Source organism: Candidatus Tisiphia endosymbiont of Empis tessellata (genome assembly GCF_964031035.1).
Classification (GTDB): Bacteria; Pseudomonadota; Alphaproteobacteria; order Rickettsiales; family Rickettsiaceae; genus Tisiphia.
This window is the reverse complement of the sequence record NZ_OZ034997.1, coordinates 1,057,606-1,077,408: the sequence shown is the minus strand read 5'-3', so window position 1 is coordinate 1,077,408 and position 19,803 is coordinate 1,057,606. Positions and strand designations below refer to the sequence as shown.

Genomic DNA, 19,803 nt, shown 5'->3' with positions numbered 1-19,803 from the left:
AAAAAAATAGAGTTAAAAGTTTCCTAATTAAGATAAAATAATAAGAAAAAATTAGGAGAAAAAATGACAAAAGAAAAAGTAAGAGTTTTTAGTGCTGAAGAAAAAACTAGGATAGTATTAGAAGTGCTGAAAGAAGAGAGTCCATTATCAGTGATAGCATCAAAATATGAGATAAACTCCAAGACAATTAGTAATTGGAAAAAACAATTTATATCAAATGCAGCATTGGCTTTTGAACCAGCAAAACTGGTAAGTAAATATCAGGAACAAATTAATATGCTGAAAGAACAAAATGATGAATTAGCAAAAACTCTTGGAAAAACAATAGTAGATAGAGATTGGGCTGTGGGAAAGCTACATCGGGTTCTAAAATATATGAACATGATTGGCATAGAGGCTATTTATCCAAAGAGGAAAAAGTTAACATCTGGAAAAGATAAACAGCATAAAATTTATAGTTATTTGCTTGATAAATATTGGACTAATCTAGGTACAACTAAGACTGTACATGTACCTAACGCTAACGAGGTTTAGAGCGGAGATATCACTTATGTTCGAACTAATTCGGGATTTATGTACATGGCGGCAATTATAGATTGGCATAGTAGAGCTGTGTTGAGTTATAAATTGTCAAATAGTATGGACGTAAGTTTGGTAACTGAAGTATTGCGGGATGCACTTAACAAATATCCTGCACCGCAGATATTTAATAGTGATCAGGGCAGTCAATATACTAGTCATGAACACATTGAAATTTTACAAGAGCATAACATTAAAGTTTCGATGAATGGTAAAGGAAGAAGTATTGATAATATAATTATGGAGAGATTTTTCCGAACTTTAAAATATAATTGTATATTTATTAATGATTTTAAAGATGTTAAAGAGCTAAAGAGTGGTATTGATGATTACATCAATCACTATAATTATAGAAGATTTCATTCAAGTATTGGTTACAAAAAGCCTATGAATGCCTATCTAAATTCTATACAAAATTATGAACAAATTGCAGCTTGAAAAATGCAAAAATGGGAAACAAAAAGCTTGGACTTATCAAATAGAAAAGAACTTGTCGATTCCAAGCTAGCAATGTTACCAAAGACAAGGCAATATGAATTATTAAAGATTAATCGTTCTTCAATGTACTATAAAGCAAAACCATTTAGTGGGTATAACTTAAATATTTTAAATAAAATAGATGAAATATATACTGATAATCCTGAATTTGGTTATCGTTATATCCATAGACAATTATTAGAAGACGGCGTGGTTATTGGTAAGGAATTATTATTTTTTTTGTCTTGATTTTTCAGTCCAGTATCCATTGCCAATAATTTTAATACCAAAAATATTGGCAACAGAATCGTTGATAATACCAACCGCTTCTTGTCGAGCCTTAACATATTCTTCTTGCAACTGCCCTTGTTTTTTTAATAAAACTGACATTATTGGTACATACACAACAAGAAAAGCAATTACAACCCCTGCTATTTTATAATTCATCATGAACAAAAATATTATGCCACTTACCATAGTTGTAAGATGTACCAAAGAACGATTTAGAATAGTAACTATGGTTATAATACCATCTTGAAAATCAGTGATTTTACTGGCAATTTCTCCTGATAAATGAGAATCAAACCAATGTAAAGAGTGTCTGATAGTTTTGCCATAGGTGCTTTCGACGATTTCTGCAAGCATCGCTGGCTTGTATTTAATATCAAAGAGCCTAACGATAAAAAACGTACCGTGATTCATCATTTTATATAATACGAACAAGATAAGAAGTAGAGTAACATCTATTTTTGGATCTTTGGCAATAGTATCAGTAATTTCTTTAATTTGATAGTTAACGAATAAAGTAAATAGTGAAGCACCAATGGACATAAGCGTAAGGCTAGCTAGGTATATGCGGTATTTGTAAGCCAAGCAGTATAAATACGATTTTAGCTGGTAGTTTGAGTCCATAAAAATATTTCTTCTAGATTATGCAAAAATGCACTTTATTATAGCAGGTTACAATATCTCCACTAAGTACTATCTTCAGTATTTTTTTTATTAGTGGTAAGGTTATAACCTGCTATAATAAATTCTTTACATAAATTAAAAGAGAATTGTAGTGCAAAAATTTCTAAAATATTCAGTAGCGTTACTCATTTTAATAATTGTTATACTGCTAATAACGCCTCTATTTATTTCCTTAGAATCATATAAAAGACTAGCTTCTGATAAAGTCAAAGAAATAACTGGTAGAGAGCTGCAAATTAATGGAGATATCACCATCTCTTTGCTGCCCACTCCGACTATTACCATTAAGGATGTAACTCTTACTTCTCTACCTAATGCCCATTACCCTTCTTTATTGGAAGTTAAGGAAGTATCTGCTTCTCTTTCTATATTATCCTTACTTAAAGGAAAGATAGACATTTCAACGATTGAAATTAACAAACCAGTAATTAATTTAGAACGGATGCGTAATGGTGTGGCTTCTTGGGAATTTTCCAAAATACCAGGCAATGTTAGTAAAACTTCAACGGGTGAAATGAATGATAGCAAGGCACCGTTTTCTTTATATATCAACTTAATTAAAATTGTTGATGCTAAGTTAAATTATGTTGATTTTGCTGATAAGGCTAAGGGTAATAATGCTATCCCAACAACAATAGATATTGATAGATTAGAAATCAAAAAGCTTCGCGGTCCATCTGATTTAGCTTGTCAGTTTTATTCTTCCGGTAAGAATTATGATGTCAAAGGTAATATACAAGACAAGCAAGGTGTCATAGCTTTAACCGTAGATTTAAATGCCCTACAAGAAAAGGTTAATTTCTCAAGTAACTTTGCTTACGACAATATGACTTTTGCTGGACAGCTCAAACTGGAAGGAGCTGCTAAAAATCTGCAAAGTATTTTTCCTGATATACCTATCCTACACGATTTAGATCATAAACTAACTTTTAATATTAATAGTGATAAGAAATCATTAAAAATTAGTGACATTGATTTTACTGCAGGTAAGATATTAGCTAAGGGTAACGCTAACTTCCATTTTGCAGATAATAAGGTAGATTTAAGAGTTAAATTATTAGATAAGACATTTTCTCTAGCAACAAGCTTTGCCTATTTAGATCAAAATTTATCTCTAAATGACATTAATTTTGCTGCAGATAAAGCTAATTTAACAGGCAATGTTGGGGTTAAGGATTGGGATAAAGAGCTAGTGGTTTCTTATAATGTAAAAATTAGTGAGATACCCACCATTGCTAGTTTATTTGGTAAGACTCTACCGACTAGTCTTGGAGATATGTGGCTAAAGGGTGAGACTATTAAACAACAAAAATTTCTTAAAACTAATATAAATAAATTTACTCTTGAGTTTAAAAAGAAGCCTATAAACTTCAGTGGAGCAGTAACTATCAATTTAGCGTCTGCTAAACCAAAAATTTTATCAGATATAATGATAGCTTCCCTAAATTTAGATGATTTCACTGATGTGCCATCTAATAGCTTATCTACTAGTTCTGGGCAAAGTGTAAATAATTCTGTGCCTTGGTCTAAAGACATTATAGATTTATCATTTTTAAATAAGCTTGATGGAGACTTAACTTTAACTATACAAAAGATCATTAAAGGAAGCCTGATCTTTGATAATGTCAAAACTACTATGTTACTTGCAGGTGGTGTGCTGGATATTAAATCTTTAAATGGTAATTTATTTGGGGGAAGTTTAACCGCTACTGGACAAATTTCTTCGCAAGTTAATCAACCTGTTAGTTTTAAAGCTAGTCTTAAAGATGCTAAATTAAAAAATATAGTCTCACAGGGCAATAAAATTAAAGTTACGCAAGGGACGGTTAATCTAATAACAGATATCAAAACAAAAGGTCAAAGCCAATCTCAATATGTAGGTAACTTATTCGGTAAAGCAACATTAACAGCATCTGACGGTATAGTTAGTGGATTTGATCTGCAAAAACTATTAGATAGCCTTAGAAATATTAAAAATCTGGCAACTATTTTAAAAATGCTAGATGCTTCTTTGGCAAGTGGTGAAACAAAGTTCCAAAAACTAGTAGTAGATAGTGAAATAACAGAAGGTATAATTAACATAACAAACGGTAAGTTAGATGCTGTCTCGTCAGAGATAACAGTTACTGGAAATGTTAACCTGCCTAAATATACACTTGATATAGATAGTGTTATTAATGTAAATATAAATTCGATACCACCATTGAAAGTTCACCTGTATGGCAATCTGAATAATCCACAGCATAAACTTGATACTAACGTATTAAAGAAATATCTTACGAAAAATTTAGTAAATAGTGTGGTTGATGGCGTTAAGAAAGGTATCAAGCCTGAAGATATATTAAAAAATATTATTGGAGGAAGAAAAAAGGATGCAATTATTCTACTCTTCATAAATTAGTGGCAACAGGAAAGGCAAAACTTGATATAAAAGCACCACCATCACCTGAGATAGACAAAGATTTAGGATTTCATAAAGGAATAATAAATTTTTATAAAGCTGTTTTATCAGAGGAAAATAAAGAAAACTATTTTGTAAGTGCTATCAATGATATAAAAAGCTTCATTGACCCATTACCAAACCCTTCTGAAAAAATAGAATATATCAATAGCAGCTTAGAATTTTTAGTTAAATTATATCAGTACTATAAATATGAAGATAGTGCTGAATTGCAAAAATATATCATAGATAAAGTTATATTCCATAAGTTACCTACTATCTCAATATTATTATATAATATAATGTGTGTAGAGTATTTAGGAGCAGCAGATTACCATAATGCTATTAAATATGCTGAATATGCCCATAATTCTTTGCTTAATAGTTCCAAAGAATTACAAAATAAGACCTATGAGGGATCGTTATATGAAATCTTATTTAATCTAGGGTTAGCGTGGAAATATCTTGATACAATAAAGTCTTTAGACTATTTTGCCCAAGCAGAAGAAACAAAGCCAGGTGATCAGGACGCAATAATAGAGCAATTAAAACATTATCTTACTCTTGTTGATATTGATAATGCTTCAAAGCAAATAGAGAAAATTAAAGATGGTGATCTTAGAGATTTATAAAGAAATATGGATAAAATTCTTTTTACAAAAGAAGGAATTTAATAAAGCCATTGAGTGTTGCGATGAAATCAATATTTGTATGGAGGAACATAATGTACCAATTCAGCTATTTAAAATATTGGAAATTTGTAAAAAAGCTGAGTTTTGGGGCGAAGGGTTAGAATTTATTAGAAAAAAGAAGTACCAACAACATAACGAAATTTTACAACATCATGGTTTCCTTCCTCTTAAATATCTAGGATTTATATTTTATAAACAAAATAACTTGGAAGAAGAATCTGAAGCCTGCTTAAATTTTTTAAAAACTAATGCTAATTTAGGTGACAAGTCAGCTCTATCACTACTATCTTATGCTAATGAGTTTGCTTTTTACATAAATGTAGAAAAAGGAAATTTTGACAAAGCATTAGAGTATTTATATTTAGTTCCATTAAATAACAAAACAAACAAGTCAATATATTTATTAAACAAACTTAAACAATATCTTGAAAATGATCGTATAAATCTAGCCCTGCTCACTAAATTAGAAGAGGAAAAAGAAAAAAGTAATATTGTTTTAATCGATTTGATAGAAGATCATGCAGAGTTATATGGTTTTATTGCTAAGCTTGATCCAAAGGCAGTTCATGATTTCTTTCAGGACAGAAAACACAGGTTACTTGCAAAATCAGTAGACACTACTATTAAAGAACAACCATATATTTGGTGTATTGGTAAAGATACTTATGCTTCTAATCAACAGGATGTTTATCCTATAGAAGATAAACCAAATTTTTATGTGACGATCGATCGAAAGCTAGCGGGTAAATTGGATCATCAACTATTCGAGAAATTTAAGGCTGCCATATCAAAAGGGTTAATTGATAAAGAGCATAAGAGTAAAGGGATAAAAATTATACCTAACAAATTGATGGAAGTTAAAATTCCTAGCGACGATGATCGATTACATACAGAGCGGGTATATAAAAATCCTCAAGGCGAATACTTAATTGTTTTTGACCATCTCGGTGATCATAATGATACAAAGAAAGCGGCAATGGCAATCAAAGGTTTAGAAATTATTGAAACTAAAGAAATATCTTTTGCACCTCCTCTTCCTAAAGATACTGAGTGTAGTGCTAGTACACAAGAGTTAGATTTAGACTTGATGATTTTAGCAATGAACTTACAAAGAGAGGGGATAGAACCATTAGGCGTTAATGATGATAATGATATTAGCATTTAAGTTACGGCAACCTAGGTTAGTTCTTTTAAGTTATTCTATAAAAATTTGTTCCTATTTTCTTGGATTTAGGTCATAATCCGTCGTTGTCATTTCCTCAAGAAATCAAGAAGTAAAAATATATAATAAATGAATATTGATAAAAATATACCAAATTATCTGACGATAGCTCGTATTGTGGTTATTCCAATTATTGTAATAACCTTTTATCTAGATAACTCCAAACTCGCTCATAGAATTGCAGCGTTATTATTTATTATAGCTAGTATTACTGATTTTTTTGACGGTTATCTTGCTAGAAAATTTGATTTAGTATCAGGGTTTGGTAAAATGTTTGATCCAATAGCTGATAAATTATTAGTAGGTTGTGTAATTATAATGTTGGTAAAAAAAGGAGCAGCGGGAGAGATACCGTGCTTATTAATTTTAGCTCGTGAATTTTTAGTGGCTGGACTACGTGAATTTCTAGCTTTAATTCAAGTAAGTATTCCTGTGTCTAGATTAGCTAAGATTAAAACATTTACCCAAATGTTTGCTTTGTCAGCGTTAATTCTTGGTTCTAAAGGTTCAGGTATAATTTATATGGATTTAATAGGCCAAATAGCTTTATGGATTGCTGCACTTTTAACTGTAGTAACCGGATATTCATATTTGAAGGCCTGTAGTAAATATTTTTGAGCAAATTAGTCCCTAAGCCAAAATATCACTATTGATTTAAATTATACCATCTAAGAGCAATTATTTATTATAATAAAAAATAAAATTATTGATATAATAGTAACTTAGTGTAGCATAAAAAGTATGATATATAATTAAATAATAGGTATTAATCCTAAATGTTTTAGATATACTCGATGAAAATCAAGAATTGCGTTGTCATTATCCAATATCTGCTGGTGCTCACGTATTATATGTACGCCTAGCACCTCGACTTGGTAATTCCTGCTACTATCATGATTTTGATTCTATCGTCTATCAATTCTTCATTTACGAGCAGTATACATTACGCAACTATTATAAGCAGCCAACTTACGTTTCAAACAAAAGAATAGCTATGAATCTCTAACTATTAGTTTATTGGGTTATGAAGGAGCAAAATTCACCATATTTAGATAAATTAAAGCAAAATTTATTCCAGATATTTATCTTAATTTTTATAGTTTATAGTACAATCATAGCTTCATTGTATAAATATTATAATGCTAAAGTTGAAATGGAAAAAACACAAATTCTACAAAACCAGTATAATAAAATACTAGCAGTAAGTATGAATAAAATCTCTTCTCTAGCGTATCATTTATCTAGCAATATTTAGGAAAAAAATGTTACAATCAATAGTAATGGTAGTGAACTTGAGATATGTAATGAGGCAGAAAAATGTATAAACTATAATCTTTTTAATTTTGGAGCATTATTGAATAAGCATGTTCCGGTATTCATTTATTACAAGATAGAACTCAATAAAAAATTTCTTTATTCAAATATCAAAACTCAAAATTATCAAATAGATAAAATATATCCTATCAACGCTTCTAACCAACTTAATATTAGTTTGGCAATTAATAGTACATATTGGCATAAAGTAAAAGCAGATATTAAAAGACCATTTTGGATATTAACAGCATTTATTACTGCTAATCTTCTATTGTTATATTGTTATATTTTCTCTTTAAAAGCTTATTTAAGAGTTTCAATAAATCGTATGCATTACATTATCAAGACAAACATGCTACAGAATTAGAACAGCTTAAGTTTAATTATCAGAAGGAATTAAAAAATTGCGAGACCTCTTTAATGAGAAAAATTTGGAATAATGATTTCAATAAACAAAAAGATTTAGAAATTAATTGTTTATTTGCTCAGGAAGCTAATCAAATATCCTTGCTTGATAAGAGTTCTAACAATCAAGAAGATATGATCAAGGATTATAGGTTAAAAAACTTTGGTGATAAAGTACCTTGCTCTATACTTCTGTATCAAGAAAATAAAATAGAAGAAATTAATGCCAGTAAATTAGTTGACTTATTTACTGATAGATTTAATCAGGAAGACGAAAATATATCGATTGAAATTTTAAGCAAAGCAAAAGTATTATATTTTGCTTCTAATGCAGCGTTGTACCAAATCATTTATAGTATTATTAACTATCTATTTTTTTTGTTAAAAAAACAATCTTCTACTACCAAACACACTATTAGATTAACTATTGATGATATAAAACAAAAAATAGAGCTACGTTTTGAATATGACGGTTATCCTATAATGACAGCAGAAGAACTGCTCAAAACATCAAATCATTTTTTCAAAACGCATGCTAACCCTTTTTTACTTAATTTAAGTCAAGTATTTAATATATTAAGAGCTGATGGATTCAACTATAAAATAAGTTATAACCAAAGCAATATTATAGAAATCTATCCAAATGATTCAAGCATAAGACAGGAAAATAAAAGTAACCAACAACCAATAAAAACAGAAAATAATGTGATTATACTAGCTATCTTTAACGAGGAAAAAAATGAATAAATATTTATTACCACTTATGGTGTTATTTATAGTCAATAATTCATTTGCCCATACACAAATATCTAATTTGATCACTCCAGTTAGCTATTTTATTAATCATGAGCAACAAATTAAAATGCTTGAGAAACATTTAGGTAAATATAGACAAGCAAGTATAGTTGGTACTAGTGGTATAGGTAAAACTCAGTTAATTAGGATGTATAGTTATGAGAATAAAAATAATTATGATCTAATCTGGTTGTTTGATTGTAACCTAGACCTTAATGAACAATTTGTTAAATTAGCCCAACAACTCAATATAGTCAAACAAACTAATATATCTGAGGCAGTAACTCTAGTCAAAAAAGAAGTAATGTCATATTTAACTTCTACTAGTAAATGGTTATTGGTGTTTGATAATTTAAAAGTTAATGAAAATAAAAAAGTGCAAAACTTTATTGATTGGGAACATAATGGTCAGGTCGTGTTTTGTTCTCAAAATAACGAAAGATTACCTAATGTTATATTAATGACCTTATTTGATAAACCTACTATCGTAACTTTGGCTAATACTTTATTAGATAATAAAGATAAAAATAGTATCGAATTTTTAACGCAATCTTTTAGTGGTTATCCAATACTTATAGTTCAAGGAATCCAATTACTAAATAAAATTAAAGGTCTAGATAAAGAAGAATATAAAAAGAAAATTTATCAATCAACTGATAAAATAGCAACAAATATTAGTATGGCTATAAAGGAATTAAAGCCTAGTGCGGTAAAGTTACTTAATAAAATATCTTTGATAAATAACCAAAGTTTCTCAAAACAATTACTTGCTATAATTACTGATAACAAGAATACTCTCGATGATGATATATACCAATTATCTAAGTTTATGTTGATTAGCAATATTGATTCTAATCAGGATAATCCTATTTTTGAAATGAATGATGTAGTTAGCAACAAAATAATGGAGATAAATGGGGATAAAAACAATAAAATATGTTTAGAGGATATTATTCTAAAATTACCTAAACTCAAAGGAGTGCATTCTGCCCATGTATGGAGAGCTACTAAGACTATATCCGAAAATTTAGAGATTATTTTTCAAAATGCTGAAAAATATAATATTAACATATATTTAATGCTTAACTTAAGATTGCAATTGTTTGCCTCATATATGAATGCCTGGAATCTATACAAATCAAATCCAATGGTTAACTGGTTTGAGCAAAAAGAACAAGACGAACAGTTTAAATTTTGGCAAATGTCTACTTATCAAAAATTCTGTTACGCTAGATATTTAGTAGGAGTAGGACTTTACAACAGAATAACATCGATAAATTATCAAAAAACTATTTCTTATTTAACTAAAGCACTTAAAGTTTTAGATACCCTAGGTGATGATTATGATTATATTTATTCTAAATTTAACTGTAGCTTAAACATTGCTCTAACTCATGTATATTTAGGTAATATAAAAACTGCTGAAGAAATTATTAACGAAATGGAGAAGCTATTTAAACATAGGATAGAGGGAGGAGATATATTTATATTATATCATGTAAAAGCTAGAATATTTTTTATTCAAGGTAAATATAATGAAGCTTTAGAATACGTCAATAAAGGCATCGAGGTATAGAAGACGTTAGATCCTAATGATCTAGGTTTTACTAGAGATTATTTACTTAGGGAAGCAATATTAAGCTCTATTGGCAAATATCAAGAAGCTTATGTTCAAACTCAACAAGTATATAATATGCATAAATCTGTAAACCAATAGGCATTAGGTTATATTTATACACAAATGGCAAAAAGTGAATTAGGATTAAATAAAATAGATATTGCTTTAGATCATATTAATAAAGCTATAACAATATTTTTAGCAGATGAACGTAGAAATCCTAAGAATATAGATCATTTGGAATATCCAGATTTAGCAGCAGGTTATGTAGTACAATGTGATATTTTACTTGCTCAAGGTAACATTAAAGGAAGTATAGAATCTTATAAAAAAGCTTATGCTATATACCACTATTTCTATGGGGATAAAAGTAAAAATGTTGTCCAAGTAAGTGAGTTATATAACAAAGGAGCAAAAGCAGCTTGTAAAAACAAAGATTTATATAATTATAAATTCTTTGGTAAACCACAAATTAAGGAATTTGGAATAAATCACCCTAATACTATTGCCATGTTTGAATATTGTAAACAATATGACATGGATTTATGGGTAAAGCAAGATTAAGGTTTGTGATATTTATCAATCATCCAATCTATAAATGTATTATCAACAGACTGTTTTTTCAGTGCATATTCATATACTTCTTTTATTATAACTGTAAGATTTGTAAATGAAAAATTTAAGTTTCTTTCAATTAACATATTAATTGTTGCACTAGTGGCTTTACTAAAAATTTTCATTTGATCAATAGTTAGCACTTCATGGCTTATTTCGTTATCAACAACAAGAGCTTCTAGGCTAATATCTAAGGCTTTTGCAATTAATTGTAAATTATTAGCACTAGGGTTTTTTGAACTACCATACAAAATGCTATAAACAGTATTTCTACTTAATCCAGTTTTTTTCTCTATCTCTACAGCATTTATATTTTTTTGCACCATTAATGAGCTAAGTTTGGTTTGTAAATTTGCCATAGATAAGATTCTATATATAAAATTAATATTTCTAGATAATAAGGTATAACCATCAAAAAGTAAATAACTAAAATAATTAATTATAATTAATTATTTTAGATCATGGAAGTTTGTAACACTAATTTTTAATGATCTACTAAAAAATTTAAATTACCCTGACCCCTCTTATAAACATTTATACTTGAATTTTTTTAATCTATCTGATATGTATTACCTTGGATAGGTGTCCGAGTGGTTTAAGGATCTAGTCTTGAAAACTAGCGTGCGGCCAACCGTACCGTGGGTTCGAATCCCACCCTATCCGCCACTGTGGTACAAGTCATCGTTTTTTTAAAAATATCGAAAGGGAAACGTAGAGAGGTATCAAGTTTTTTGCTCCTGACGTTTAAGGTTCTGAAATACGAAATTTATCATTTTGCGTTTTTGAGGGCTTTCAGAATCTTTAAAAGTTTCATAGGTCTTGCGATGCTAGAGTTATCAGCATTGTAGCGGTATCAGTAAATTTATCATCTGCTTCATCATAAGTTTTCACTAAATGATCAATTTCATATTGGCGATCTTTTAATTGTTGTTTTTTTGTTTGAAATTCTTTTTTGCTAAGTTCACCACTGATACTAATTATCTTTCAATATAGAATGAAGATGGTATAATTTAAGTTATAGAATAAAAATAAAAAAGCTAATGTCAGGTTATCAATATGTTTATCCATCAGAAACAGTTTGTCGGATGGAATTTTTGTTAAAATCAGCCTTAGATATGATAGCATTTCGTAAGATTCAATGTATTTATTTACGTGCCAAGTTTTTATATTTACCTAAGCATATCTCTGAAATTACCGGTGTGAGTATTAGTCGAGTTAGGCAAATTCATACAGCTTATTACAAACTCGGAGAATCAGTATTAAAAGAAACTAAAAAAGGTGGTAGGAATCATTGCTATATGGACGAGGCTAATGAAAGTAAAATACTGGAATCTTTTAATCATAGAGCATCACAAGGGGAAATTGTAGTAGTCAGAGAAATACAGAAAAAATATGAAGAAGTTTTGCAAAAGAAAGTAACTAAATCAGCAATCTACAAAATTTTACATCGTCATTGTTGGCGTAAATTTTTCCCTCGTCCCCATCATCCAAAGCAAAATAAAGATGAGATGGAAGCTTTTAAAAAAACTTCAGCTCAGTGGTTACCGCCGCAAATACACAATCTAAATCACAGGGACTTGAATTACAAGTGATGTTTCAGATGTCAATACACTTATCCTCACTTTATTAATTCTAGTACCTTTTATATTATTTGGAGCTATAGCGTTAGAATATCATTGTACAAATTTTTTAATTGGGGCAGATAAAGTTTCATATATTAATAGTTTTATTAATTATACAAGGGTAGATATTAAGTACGAGGATATAAAAGAACTAATTTTAACATGTGGTGTCTTAAAACGTATTTTTGGATTGGGTACTGTTTCAATGATTAGTAACGCAACTATGAATCAAGTTGGTGTAACATTTTATAGTCTAAAAAATCCCCATAGAGTTTACGAATTGATTCAAGCAAGAATAGCTGAGCATAAGAAATTGCAATTGAAATAACCACATGCAAGGATAGGAAAAATAAATGAACTAAATAATAACGAATGACCATAATTCTTTGATAGAGGATATAAAACTTCTGATAACTCAAGCCAAGAGTCGAGTAGCAAGAGTAGCAAACTCTGAAATGACCATGATATATTGGCATATAGGTAAGAGAATTAAGGAAGAGACTCTTAAAGATACAAAAGCAGAATACGGGCAGCAGATCATTCAAACACTGGCACAGCATCTCTCAGCTGAATATGGTAGAGGATTTACCCGTGCAGGATTGTTTAGAATGCTACAGTTTTATGAAGTTTTTCAGAAAGAGCAAATTGTCGCGACAGTGTCGCGACAATTGAGCTGGAGTCATATAATAGAGTTATTGCCATTGAAAGAACAAAACCAAAAAGAATTTTACGCATATATGTGTATACAAGGTAATTGGAGTGTACGGCAACTTTGCACTAGCATCCATAAGATGACTTATGAAAGAAGCGAATTATCCAAGAAATCTGAAAAACATAGTGGGCAAATCTTGTCATTATTAAAATCAAATAATGAATTAGTTCCAGAGTTAGTGTTAAAATACCCATACATATTAGAATTTTTAAATTTGCCGGATGCCCCTTATGAAAGTGATCTAGAAAGTGCTATTTTGCAGCAAATTGAACAATTTATTTTAGAGCTTGGTACAGGAGTGCGACACGAGGTCGTATTAAAGAGTTGTTTCCGCATGTTTGCAGGAAACCATCCATGTCACTGGATGAACCTAGGGATATGAATAAAGAGCTATCCCGACAATGTGACAATATGCTAACTACATAGGGAGAGAATCGTGAGAGGACCTCCCGTCTGGTAACCATAACCGGATAAGTTGCTAGGTAGCCAATATGGTGAAGATATCTGAATCTGTGATAAAGGTTGTTACTAGTGAGAAGCGGAAATGGTTTATACGCTTTGACCAAAAAGGTGATGAAGGTAGGTAAGCGCCGTGTCCTGTAAGCGCTTCGTGACCAATAAGCCTTCCGGCTGAAAGCAGGCATCTAAGTTGGCGTACTCTTTGATAGGAAACGTGGAAACCCAGTATTACTCCTGTGCACACAGGAAGATTTATCGTGAGATAAGTTATGGTAGTGCTGGATTGGGATATTGGAAGAAGCGAATGCTGAGCAGTAATAACTCAGATACGGGTTGTAACATTACCTGGCACGAAAGTGAGCCTACGTCCGATTGGTCTTTTAATGCAAGATAATTTGGAGAATCAAAATTATGAGGAAAAGCAAATGACAGGGCAAATTAAATTGCAAACTGGTGCGTCTTCAGCATCTACCAATTGGAACTCTATAAACTGGGAGACAATTGATAGAAATGTATATCGACTGCAAGTCCGTATTGCAAAGGCTACTAGAGAGGGGCATCAAGGCAGGGCAAAAGCATTGCAATGGATATCTTGACTCACTCGCATGATGGCGAAGTTGTTAGCAGTAAGGCGAGTAACCCAAAATCGCGGTCGTAATACTGCAGGTGTTGATAATGTTATCTTACAGACACCAGAAGAGAAAATGCTTACTGTTGGTTGAGTCGTTGAAGAGAAGAGGCTATCAAGCCATGCCACTTCGACGGATATATATACCTAAGAAAAATGGTCAGAAAAGACCGTTAGGCATTCCAACAATGAAGGATAGAGCCATGCAAGCACTACACTTGCTTTTTAGAACCCATTGCTGAAATGACAGCGGATCTCGATTCGTATGGTTTCCGTCCGAAACGGTCTGCAGCTGACGCTATTGAACAATGTTTCTGTGCTCTCAGGGCTGGTAATAGAGCTCAATGGATTTTAGAAGGTGATAATATAAAATCATGCTTTGATACTATAAATCATGAATGGCTCGTAAAGAACATTCTAACAGATACAATAGTATTAAAGCAGTGGTTATCAGCAGTATACCTAGAGAAGCAAGTCCCTACTACCTACATCAGAAGGAACGCCACAAGGTGGTGTTATATCGCCAGTGTTGGCTAATATGACACTAGATGGACTGGAAGAAGCTGTATATAAAGCAGTTTATCCTCGATATCTGAATAAAATCTATGTGGTAAGGTATGCGGATGATTTTGTTGTTGTAGCTGAATCGAAAGAACTGCTAGAAGACAAGATCAAACCAGCTATCGAAAACTTCCTAAAAGAACGTGGTTTAGCTATTTTGGAAGAAAAGACCAAAATCACGCATATAGATCAAGGGTTTGACTTTCTTGGATTTAATGTACGCAGGTATGGAGGTAAGTTACTGATCAAGCCTGCTAAAGCTAGTGTAAAGAGCTTTATGCAAGAAATACGAGAAGTCATTAGGATGAATATATCGTCAACCACTGAAGTGTTATTGCGGCAACTTAATTCTAAAGCTAAAGGATGGGGGCACTATTACAAACATGTGGTATCAAAACGAATCTTCTCTAAAGTAGATGATAGCATTTACGTAGCCTTGAAGTGGTGGATAAATAGAAGGCATCCGAAGAAGAGTGGAACTTGGCGAAGTACGAAATACTTTCGGAGCGAAGGTCTACGAAACTAGATATTTTTTACTAAAATCCGCGATAAATTGGGAAAGGTGGTAAACTTTGACTTGTTCAAAATTGCATCTCTACCAATTAAAAGGCACGTTAAAATCAGGAAAGATGCTACTCCTTATAATCCAGCATACGATGATTATTTCGAGAAACGTTTACGCCTTAAGAGAGGATCATCAAATGCACATTGGACACATTTAAGGACACAGCACTTGGTAGGAGTAAGATGATAAACAACCTAGTATCCGGGTCTAATATGGCCTTTGAGAGACTTGAGCCGTGTGCGGGGAAATTCGCATGCACGGTTCTTAGAGGAGTGAGCAGTAGTAATACTGCCTGCTTACTTGACTTCTAATTTGTTGCACGTCAAAAGCGAATGACCATAGATAATGAGCATTTTTACTTAGATTTACTTATGTATAATCGGAAACTCAAAAGGTTAGTAGCGATTGAACTCAAAACTGGCAAATTTAAGGCAGAATATAAAGGGCAAATGGAGCTTTATATAAATTGGCTTAAGAAGTATGAGACCTTTGAAGGAGAAAACCCACCAATTGGTATTATTCTTTGCACTGAAAAATCACATGCTCAAATTGAGCTTTTGGATGTATCAGCAAGTGGTATACATGTAGCAGAATATTGGACCGAATTTCCACCTATTAAGGTCTTTGAGAAAAAAATTCAGGAAATAGTCCTACAAGCAAAAAATCGATATGACCAAAAAGCAGTAGAAATAAAAAAGCATTAGTAAATTATGAATGTTATTAATCAAGAGGAAGCGGATATCAACTTTATGCCCATAAACTCCGTATGTTTGAACCTAACTATTCTACTTAGTTGGTTATCAGCTATTATATTCTTGGCTGCTACTTCTGCTGGTAATTTTATAATGGACTGAAGAAAATGGACAAAAAAATAGAGTTAAAAGTTTCCTAATTAAGATAAAATAATAAGAAAAAATTAGGAGAAAAAATGACAAAAGAAAAAGTAAGAGTTTTTAGTGCTGAAGAAAAAACTAGGATAGTATTAGAAGTGCTGAAAGAAGAGAGTCCATTATCAGTGATAGCATCAAAATATGAGATAAACTCCAAGACAATTAGTAATTGGAAAAAACAATTTATATCAAATGCAGCATTGGCTTTTGAACCAGCAAAACTGGTAAGTAAATATCAGGAACAAATTAATATGCTGAAAGAATAAAATGATGAATTAGCGAAAACTCTTGGAAAAACAATAGTAGAGAGAGATTGGGCTGTGGGAAAGCTACAAAGCTTGGACTTATCAAATAGAAAAGAACTTGTCGATTCCAAGCTAGCAATGTTACCAAAGACAAGGCAATATGAATTATTAAAGATTAATCGTTCTTCAATGTACTATAAAGCAAAACCATTTAGTGGGTATAACTTAAATATTTTAAATAAAATAGATGAAATATATACTGATAATCCTGAATTTGGTTATCGTTATATCCATAGACAATTATTAGAAGATGGCTTGGTTATTGGTAAGGATCGGGTTCTAAAATATATGAACATGATTGGCATAGAGGCTATTTATCCAAAGAGGAAAAAGTTAACATCTGGAAAAGATAAACAGCATAAAATTTATAGTTATTTGCTTGATAAATATTGGTCTAATCTAGGTACAAGTAAAACTGTAGATGTACCTAACGCTAACGAGGTTTGGAGCGGAGATATCACTTATGTTAGAACTAATTCGGGATTTATGTACATGGCGGCAATTATAGATTGGCATAGTAGAGCTGTGTTGAGTTATAAATTGTCAAATAGTATGGATGTAAGTTTGGTAACTGAAGTATTGCATGATGCACTTAACAAATATCCTGCACCGCAGATATTTAATAGTGATCAGGGCAGTCAATATACTAGTCATGAACACATTGAAATTTTATAAGAGCATAACATTAAAGTTTCGATGAATAGTAAAGGAAGAAGTATTGATAATATAATTATAGAGAGATTTTTCCGAACTTTAAAATATAATTGTATATTTATTAATGATTTTAAAGATGTTAAAGAGCTAAAGAGTGGTATTGATGATTACATCAATCACTATAATTATAGAAGATTCCATTCAAGTATTGGTTATAAAAAGCCTATGAATATCTATCTAAATTCTATACAAAATTATGAACAAATTGCAGCTTGAAAAATGCAAAAATGGGAAACAACATTATTATTTTTTTGTCTTGATTTTTCAGTCCAGTATCTTTATTCATGCTACCGGTACTCTGCTCCTCACGTACATCATCGTCCGCTGCGGGTTGAGATTCCGTGGCTTCTTTAAATTCTTCAGCATAAGCGAGTTTGTCAAAGATATCTAATATATAATCACTCAATACCCAAAATCTTATGAGTTTGTAAGGAAAGGCGATGACCATACTTAATGGTCAAATCAATAGCTAACCGTTCATTTTCTTTATTTAGCAACAGATTATTTTGATCCATAGGCTGAATAAATACTGGTATATTATACTTGCTTTGTCCTACTTCTGGTATGTTAGAGTATTTGGGTATATTTTTAGCCACCAAAAATTTTAGGGCATTAATATGAGATAGTAAGTCATCTCTCAATAGTGCATAACCATTTTTCCCAGCTTTTGGTGAGCAAACTATATGGACTTTATCTGGAAGATCACGATATAATGTGCCATTAGTTTCAATTTGCACTATATAATCCAAATCTAATAATTTGTAGCACAATAATTCTATAGGTTGACGAAAAGGCTCACCACCAGTTATAACCACTAATTTGATATTAGATATCTTGCATAATTCTACTTTTGCTGGTAATTTGTGCGTGCTACCGGTACTCTGTCCCTCACGTAGATCTAAATACGCTGGGGATTGAGATTCCATGACTCCTGCAAATTCCCTAGCAGAAGCGAATTCTGCAAGAGGTCTATTAATTGCCAGTTTTTCAACTTCTTCGATAATATTGTTAATAGTTAATATATTAAAATCTTCAAAGTCGGTATCGCAGAAATTACAAGCAAGATTGCATCCGCCAAGCCTAATAAAAATAGCAGGCATACCTACAAAAGGCCCTTCTCCCTGAATAGTCTTAAAAATACTTTTGATTTCTAGATTAGTTCCATCATTAAATATTGCTGGTCTTTTAGAATTTTGTCCAAACATAATATACTCAGGTAGAACTTCAAGAATTAAGGTCGTTGTGTCTAAAGATTTCAGCTGCTCCGTTACTCATGTACGCCTAGCTGCTCGACTTTGCTACTGCATAGCTCTTCTTGAAATTGACCTCTTCGTCTATCAACTCTTGAAATCATAGCAGTATAAAAGCCAATTATTAGATTCATTGAGGAAGCAATATACTGACAAACTCAGTTTTTGATAAGTCAACTACAGGCTTTACAAGAACCTTTTCTGCATTTGCTTTTTTTACGTAACCTACCGTTATGCCGTAAGGGTAAATATTACCATAACCAGATGTTATAACTTTTTCGCCTTTTTGGACAAGATGAGTTTTTGGTAAATAGAGTATTTTGCTACCATTACCATAACCGCTCATGATACCTTTCTCTTTTGAAGATACGGTAGTGATCGGGATTCGAGAGTTTACGTCATTAACTAAAATTATTTTAGAGTAATTGTTGCTTACTTGTATTACTCGCCCAACTAATCCTTCACTGTTGGTAACTATCTGATCAACTTCCACACCATGTCTTACTCCAGCTGACACTAAAGCAGTTTTACTGAAGGGGTTTAATGAAACACTTAGTAATTTAGCACTGACATAGTTATATTGTTCTTCTTCTACAACTGATAGTAGTTTTTTTAGTTCTTTATTCTCATATTGGATCAAATATATATTACTCTGTAACTTTCTTAGTCTTGCCACTTCTAATTGTAGTTCGATATTTTCTCTTGCTAAGTCTCGTAAATAAATAAAATTTTGGGTTATTAAATTAATTTGATTAAATATGTTTTCATGAATTAGCAATCCACCAAAAATAACATGTCCAACGACTTCAAGAGAAATGGAAGAAAATCTTTTTGGAGCAGCAAGAAATAAGTAAAGTGAGGCGATAACAAAAAATAAAACGAAAACACGTCTCAAAGTAACACGTATAAATCTAGCAAACTCTACCATTTTACTAGAACGCTTTATTCTGTTTGCAAGTAATGCCATT

Annotated in this window: 26 protein-coding genes, 1 tRNA gene and 2 pseudogenes; 24 read left to right on the top strand and 5 right to left on the bottom strand. The window is 31.3% G+C overall.

Going from position 1 to position 19,803, the window contains the following annotated elements:
• Positions 1-63: 63 nt before the first annotated feature.
• The 3 genes from AAHM86_RS07215 to AAHM86_RS05695 are packed head-to-tail and all read left to right on the top strand — an operon-like array spanning position 64 to position 1,305.
• The gene (locus AAHM86_RS07215) at positions 64-534 is read left to right on the top strand and encodes a transposase (protein ID WP_410521546.1); all 471 of its coding nucleotides are present in this window, start codon (positions 64-66) and stop codon (positions 532-534) included.
• Positions 535-543: 9 nt separating this feature from the next.
• Positions 544-1,017 carry an IS3 family transposase gene (locus AAHM86_RS07210; RefSeq protein WP_410521583.1) on the top strand — a complete coding sequence of 158 codons (474 nt, stop codon included), beginning with the start codon at positions 544-546 and terminating at the stop codon, positions 1,015-1,017.
• 3 nt (positions 1,018-1,020) lie between these two features.
• The gene (locus AAHM86_RS05695; protein ID WP_342267590.1) at positions 1,021-1,305 is read left to right on the top strand and encodes a hypothetical protein; all 285 of its coding nucleotides are present in this window, start codon (positions 1,021-1,023) and stop codon (positions 1,303-1,305) included.
• On the opposite strand, the gene AAHM86_RS05690 is transcribed toward AAHM86_RS05695, so the two are convergent.
• Positions 1,288-1,887 carry an ABC transporter transmembrane domain-containing protein gene (locus tag AAHM86_RS05690; protein WP_342267589.1) on the bottom strand — a complete coding sequence of 200 codons (600 nt, stop codon included), beginning with the start codon at positions 1,885-1,887 and terminating at the stop codon, positions 1,288-1,290. The genes AAHM86_RS05695 and AAHM86_RS05690 overlap by 18 nt on opposite strands.
• A 232-nt stretch (positions 1,888-2,119) precedes the next feature.
• Here AAHM86_RS05690 and AAHM86_RS05685 point away from each other — a divergent pair, with 232 nt between their 5' ends.
• The 9 genes from AAHM86_RS05685 to AAHM86_RS05645 all read left to right on the top strand — a co-directional run bounded on the left by AAHM86_RS05685 (position 2,120) and on the right by AAHM86_RS05645 (position 11,078).
• Entirely contained in the window at positions 2,120-4,429 is a 2,310-nt protein-coding gene (locus AAHM86_RS05685; protein WP_342267588.1) for an AsmA family protein, read from the top strand.
• Positions 4,429-5,100 (top strand): hypothetical protein, encoded by a 672-nt coding sequence (locus AAHM86_RS05680; protein ID WP_342267587.1) that lies wholly within the window; start codon positions 4,429-4,431, stop codon positions 5,098-5,100. The genes AAHM86_RS05685 and AAHM86_RS05680 overlap by 1 nt, the downstream gene beginning before the upstream one ends.
• Positions 5,078-6,325 carry a hypothetical protein gene (locus tag AAHM86_RS05675; protein WP_342267586.1) on the top strand — a complete coding sequence of 416 codons (1,248 nt, stop codon included), beginning with the start codon at positions 5,078-5,080 and terminating at the stop codon, positions 6,323-6,325. The genes AAHM86_RS05680 and AAHM86_RS05675 overlap by 23 nt, the downstream gene beginning before the upstream one ends.
• Before the next feature lie 126 nt (positions 6,326-6,451).
• Positions 6,452-7,000, top strand: coding sequence for a CDP-diacylglycerol--glycerol-3-phosphate 3-phosphatidyltransferase (gene pgsA, locus AAHM86_RS05670; protein WP_341754986.1), 549 nt, complete (start codon positions 6,452-6,454; stop codon positions 6,998-7,000).
• Between the two features lie 406 nt (positions 7,001-7,406).
• A complete protein-coding gene (locus AAHM86_RS05665) occupies positions 7,407-7,637 on the top strand; it encodes a hypothetical protein (protein ID WP_342267585.1) in 231 nt (76 codons plus the stop codon).
• Positions 7,638-7,736: 99 nt separating this feature from the next.
• Positions 7,737-8,063: a hypothetical protein gene (locus AAHM86_RS05660; RefSeq protein WP_342267584.1), complete on the top strand. Its 327-nt coding sequence runs from the start codon at positions 7,737-7,739 to the stop codon at positions 8,061-8,063.
• A 53-nt stretch (positions 8,064-8,116) separates the two neighbouring features.
• Positions 8,117-8,848: a hypothetical protein gene (locus AAHM86_RS05655; protein ID WP_342267583.1), complete on the top strand. Its 732-nt coding sequence runs from the start codon at positions 8,117-8,119 to the stop codon at positions 8,846-8,848.
• Complete coding sequence (locus AAHM86_RS05650) at positions 8,841-10,472, top strand: tetratricopeptide repeat protein (RefSeq protein ID WP_342267582.1); 1,632 nt, start codon at positions 8,841-8,843, stop codon at positions 10,470-10,472. Before AAHM86_RS05655 ends, AAHM86_RS05650 begins: the two co-directional genes overlap by 8 nt.
• Before the next feature lie 165 nt (positions 10,473-10,637).
• Positions 10,638-11,078, top strand: a complete 441-nt coding sequence (locus AAHM86_RS05645) for a hypothetical protein (RefSeq protein ID WP_342267581.1) — start codon at positions 10,638-10,640, stop codon at positions 11,076-11,078.
• Here the strand turns inward: AAHM86_RS05645 and AAHM86_RS05640 are convergent.
• Positions 11,075-11,488 carry a helix-turn-helix transcriptional regulator gene (locus AAHM86_RS05640; protein ID WP_342267580.1) on the bottom strand — a complete coding sequence of 138 codons (414 nt, stop codon included), beginning with the start codon at positions 11,486-11,488 and terminating at the stop codon, positions 11,075-11,077. The genes AAHM86_RS05645 and AAHM86_RS05640 overlap by 4 nt on opposite strands.
• A 217-nt stretch (positions 11,489-11,705) precedes the next feature.
• Here AAHM86_RS05640 and AAHM86_RS05635 point away from each other — a divergent pair.
• The 12 genes and pseudogenes from AAHM86_RS05635 (at position 11,706) to AAHM86_RS05585 (ending at position 17,801) form a co-directional block, all read left to right on the top strand.
• Positions 11,706-11,795 (top strand) — tRNA-Ser (locus AAHM86_RS05635).
• A 374-nt stretch (positions 11,796-12,169) separates the two neighbouring features.
• On the top strand, positions 12,170-12,721 hold the full coding sequence (locus tag AAHM86_RS05630) for a winged helix-turn-helix domain-containing protein (RefSeq protein ID WP_342267579.1): 552 nt from the start codon (positions 12,170-12,172) through the stop codon (positions 12,719-12,721).
• Complete coding sequence (locus tag AAHM86_RS07205; protein WP_410521582.1) at positions 12,711-13,079, top strand: PH domain-containing protein; 369 nt, start codon at positions 12,711-12,713, stop codon at positions 13,077-13,079. Before AAHM86_RS05630 ends, AAHM86_RS07205 begins: the two co-directional genes overlap by 11 nt.
• A gap of 58 nt (positions 13,080-13,137) precedes the next feature.
• Positions 13,138-13,845, top strand: a complete 708-nt coding sequence (locus AAHM86_RS05625) for a DUF1016 N-terminal domain-containing protein (protein ID WP_342267578.1) — start codon at positions 13,138-13,140, stop codon at positions 13,843-13,845.
• Positions 13,846-14,305: 460 nt separating this feature from the next.
• Positions 14,306-14,644 (top strand): annotated as a pseudogene (locus AAHM86_RS05620) (reverse transcriptase N-terminal domain-containing protein).
• A gap of 149 nt (positions 14,645-14,793) precedes the next feature.
• Positions 14,794-15,271: pseudogene (locus tag AAHM86_RS05615) on the top strand (reverse transcriptase/maturase family protein); the annotation flags it as partial.
• A gap of 117 nt (positions 15,272-15,388) precedes the next feature.
• A complete protein-coding gene (locus AAHM86_RS05610; RefSeq protein ID WP_342268401.1) occupies positions 15,389-15,637 on the top strand; it encodes a group II intron maturase-specific domain-containing protein in 249 nt (82 codons plus the stop codon).
• Between the two features lie 371 nt (positions 15,638-16,008).
• Positions 16,009-16,380 (top strand): PDDEXK nuclease domain-containing protein, encoded by a 372-nt coding sequence (locus tag AAHM86_RS05605; RefSeq protein ID WP_410521545.1) that lies wholly within the window; start codon positions 16,009-16,011, stop codon positions 16,378-16,380.
• A gap of 6 nt (positions 16,381-16,386) precedes the next feature.
• Positions 16,387-16,530: a hypothetical protein gene (locus AAHM86_RS05600; RefSeq protein WP_342267577.1), complete on the top strand. Its 144-nt coding sequence runs from the start codon at positions 16,387-16,389 to the stop codon at positions 16,528-16,530.
• Positions 16,531-16,604: 74 nt separating this feature from the next.
• On the top strand, positions 16,605-16,832 hold the full coding sequence (locus AAHM86_RS05595; RefSeq protein ID WP_342267576.1) for a transposase: 228 nt from the start codon (positions 16,605-16,607) through the stop codon (positions 16,830-16,832).
• Between the two features lie 54 nt (positions 16,833-16,886).
• Positions 16,887-17,546, top strand: a complete 660-nt coding sequence (locus tag AAHM86_RS05590; RefSeq protein WP_342267575.1) for a DDE-type integrase/transposase/recombinase — start codon at positions 16,887-16,889, stop codon at positions 17,544-17,546.
• Positions 17,547-17,555: 9 nt separating this feature from the next.
• Complete coding sequence (locus AAHM86_RS05585) at positions 17,556-17,801, top strand: integrase core domain-containing protein (RefSeq protein WP_342268337.1); 246 nt, start codon at positions 17,556-17,558, stop codon at positions 17,799-17,801.
• On the opposite strand, the gene AAHM86_RS05580 is transcribed toward AAHM86_RS05585, so the two are convergent.
• From AAHM86_RS05580 to mreC, 3 genes are all read right to left on the bottom strand, one after another.
• Positions 17,770-17,991, bottom strand: coding sequence for a hypothetical protein (locus AAHM86_RS05580; protein ID WP_342267574.1), 222 nt, complete (start codon positions 17,989-17,991; stop codon positions 17,770-17,772). The genes AAHM86_RS05585 and AAHM86_RS05580 overlap by 32 nt on opposite strands.
• A complete protein-coding gene (locus AAHM86_RS05575; RefSeq protein ID WP_342267573.1) occupies positions 17,984-18,790 on the bottom strand; it encodes a palindromic element RPE1 domain-containing protein in 807 nt (268 codons plus the stop codon). Before AAHM86_RS05575 ends, AAHM86_RS05580 begins: the two co-directional genes overlap by 8 nt.
• 175 nt (positions 18,791-18,965) lie before the next feature.
• Positions 18,966-19,802 (bottom strand): rod shape-determining protein MreC, encoded by an 837-nt coding sequence (gene mreC, locus AAHM86_RS05570; protein ID WP_342267572.1) that lies wholly within the window; start codon positions 19,800-19,802, stop codon positions 18,966-18,968.
• Position 19,803: the final 1 nt, after the last annotated feature.

Excerpts from the sequence above, each read along its gene's own strand:
- AAHM86_RS07215 (WP_410521546.1), top strand. The coding sequence starts at position 64 with ATGACAAAAGAAAAAGTAAGAGTTTTTAGTGCTGAAGAAAAAACTAGG.
- AAHM86_RS05695 (WP_342267590.1), top strand. The coding sequence starts at position 1,021 with ATGCAAAAATGGGAAACAAAAAGCTTGGACTTATCAAATAGAAAAGAA.
- AAHM86_RS05690 (WP_342267589.1), bottom strand. The coding sequence starts at position 1,887 with ATGTCCATTGGTGCTTCACTATTTACTTTATTCGTTAACTATCAAATT.
- AAHM86_RS05675 (WP_342267586.1), top strand. The coding sequence starts at position 5,078 with ATGGTGATCTTAGAGATTTATAAAGAAATATGGATAAAATTCTTTTTA.
- pgsA (WP_341754986.1), top strand. The coding sequence starts at position 6,452 with ATGAATATTGATAAAAATATACCAAATTATCTGACGATAGCTCGTATT.
- AAHM86_RS05665 (WP_342267585.1), top strand. The coding sequence starts at position 7,407 with ATGAAGGAGCAAAATTCACCATATTTAGATAAATTAAAGCAAAATTTA.
- AAHM86_RS05655 (WP_342267583.1), top strand. The coding sequence starts at position 8,117 with ATGAGAAAAATTTGGAATAATGATTTCAATAAACAAAAAGATTTAGAA.
- AAHM86_RS05650 (WP_342267582.1), top strand. The coding sequence starts at position 8,841 with ATGAATAAATATTTATTACCACTTATGGTGTTATTTATAGTCAATAAT.
- AAHM86_RS05645 (WP_342267581.1), top strand. The coding sequence starts at position 10,638 with ATGGCAAAAAGTGAATTAGGATTAAATAAAATAGATATTGCTTTAGAT.
- AAHM86_RS05640 (WP_342267580.1), bottom strand. The coding sequence starts at position 11,488 with ATGGCAAATTTACAAACCAAACTTAGCTCATTAATGGTGCAAAAAAAT.
- AAHM86_RS05630 (WP_342267579.1), top strand. The coding sequence starts at position 12,170 with ATGTCAGGTTATCAATATGTTTATCCATCAGAAACAGTTTGTCGGATG.
- AAHM86_RS05610 (WP_342268401.1), top strand. The coding sequence starts at position 15,389 with ATGCAAGAAATACGAGAAGTCATTAGGATGAATATATCGTCAACCACT.
- AAHM86_RS05605 (WP_410521545.1), top strand. The coding sequence starts at position 16,009 with ATGACCATAGATAATGAGCATTTTTACTTAGATTTACTTATGTATAAT.
- AAHM86_RS05600 (WP_342267577.1), top strand. The coding sequence starts at position 16,387 with ATGAATGTTATTAATCAAGAGGAAGCGGATATCAACTTTATGCCCATA.
- AAHM86_RS05595 (WP_342267576.1), top strand. The coding sequence starts at position 16,605 with ATGACAAAAGAAAAAGTAAGAGTTTTTAGTGCTGAAGAAAAAACTAGG.
- AAHM86_RS05575 (WP_342267573.1), bottom strand. The coding sequence starts at position 18,790 with ATGTTTGGACAAAATTCTAAAAGACCAGCAATATTTAATGATGGAACT.
- mreC (WP_342267572.1), bottom strand. The coding sequence starts at position 19,802 with ATGGCATTACTTGCAAACAGAATAAAGCGTTCTAGTAAAATGGTAGAG.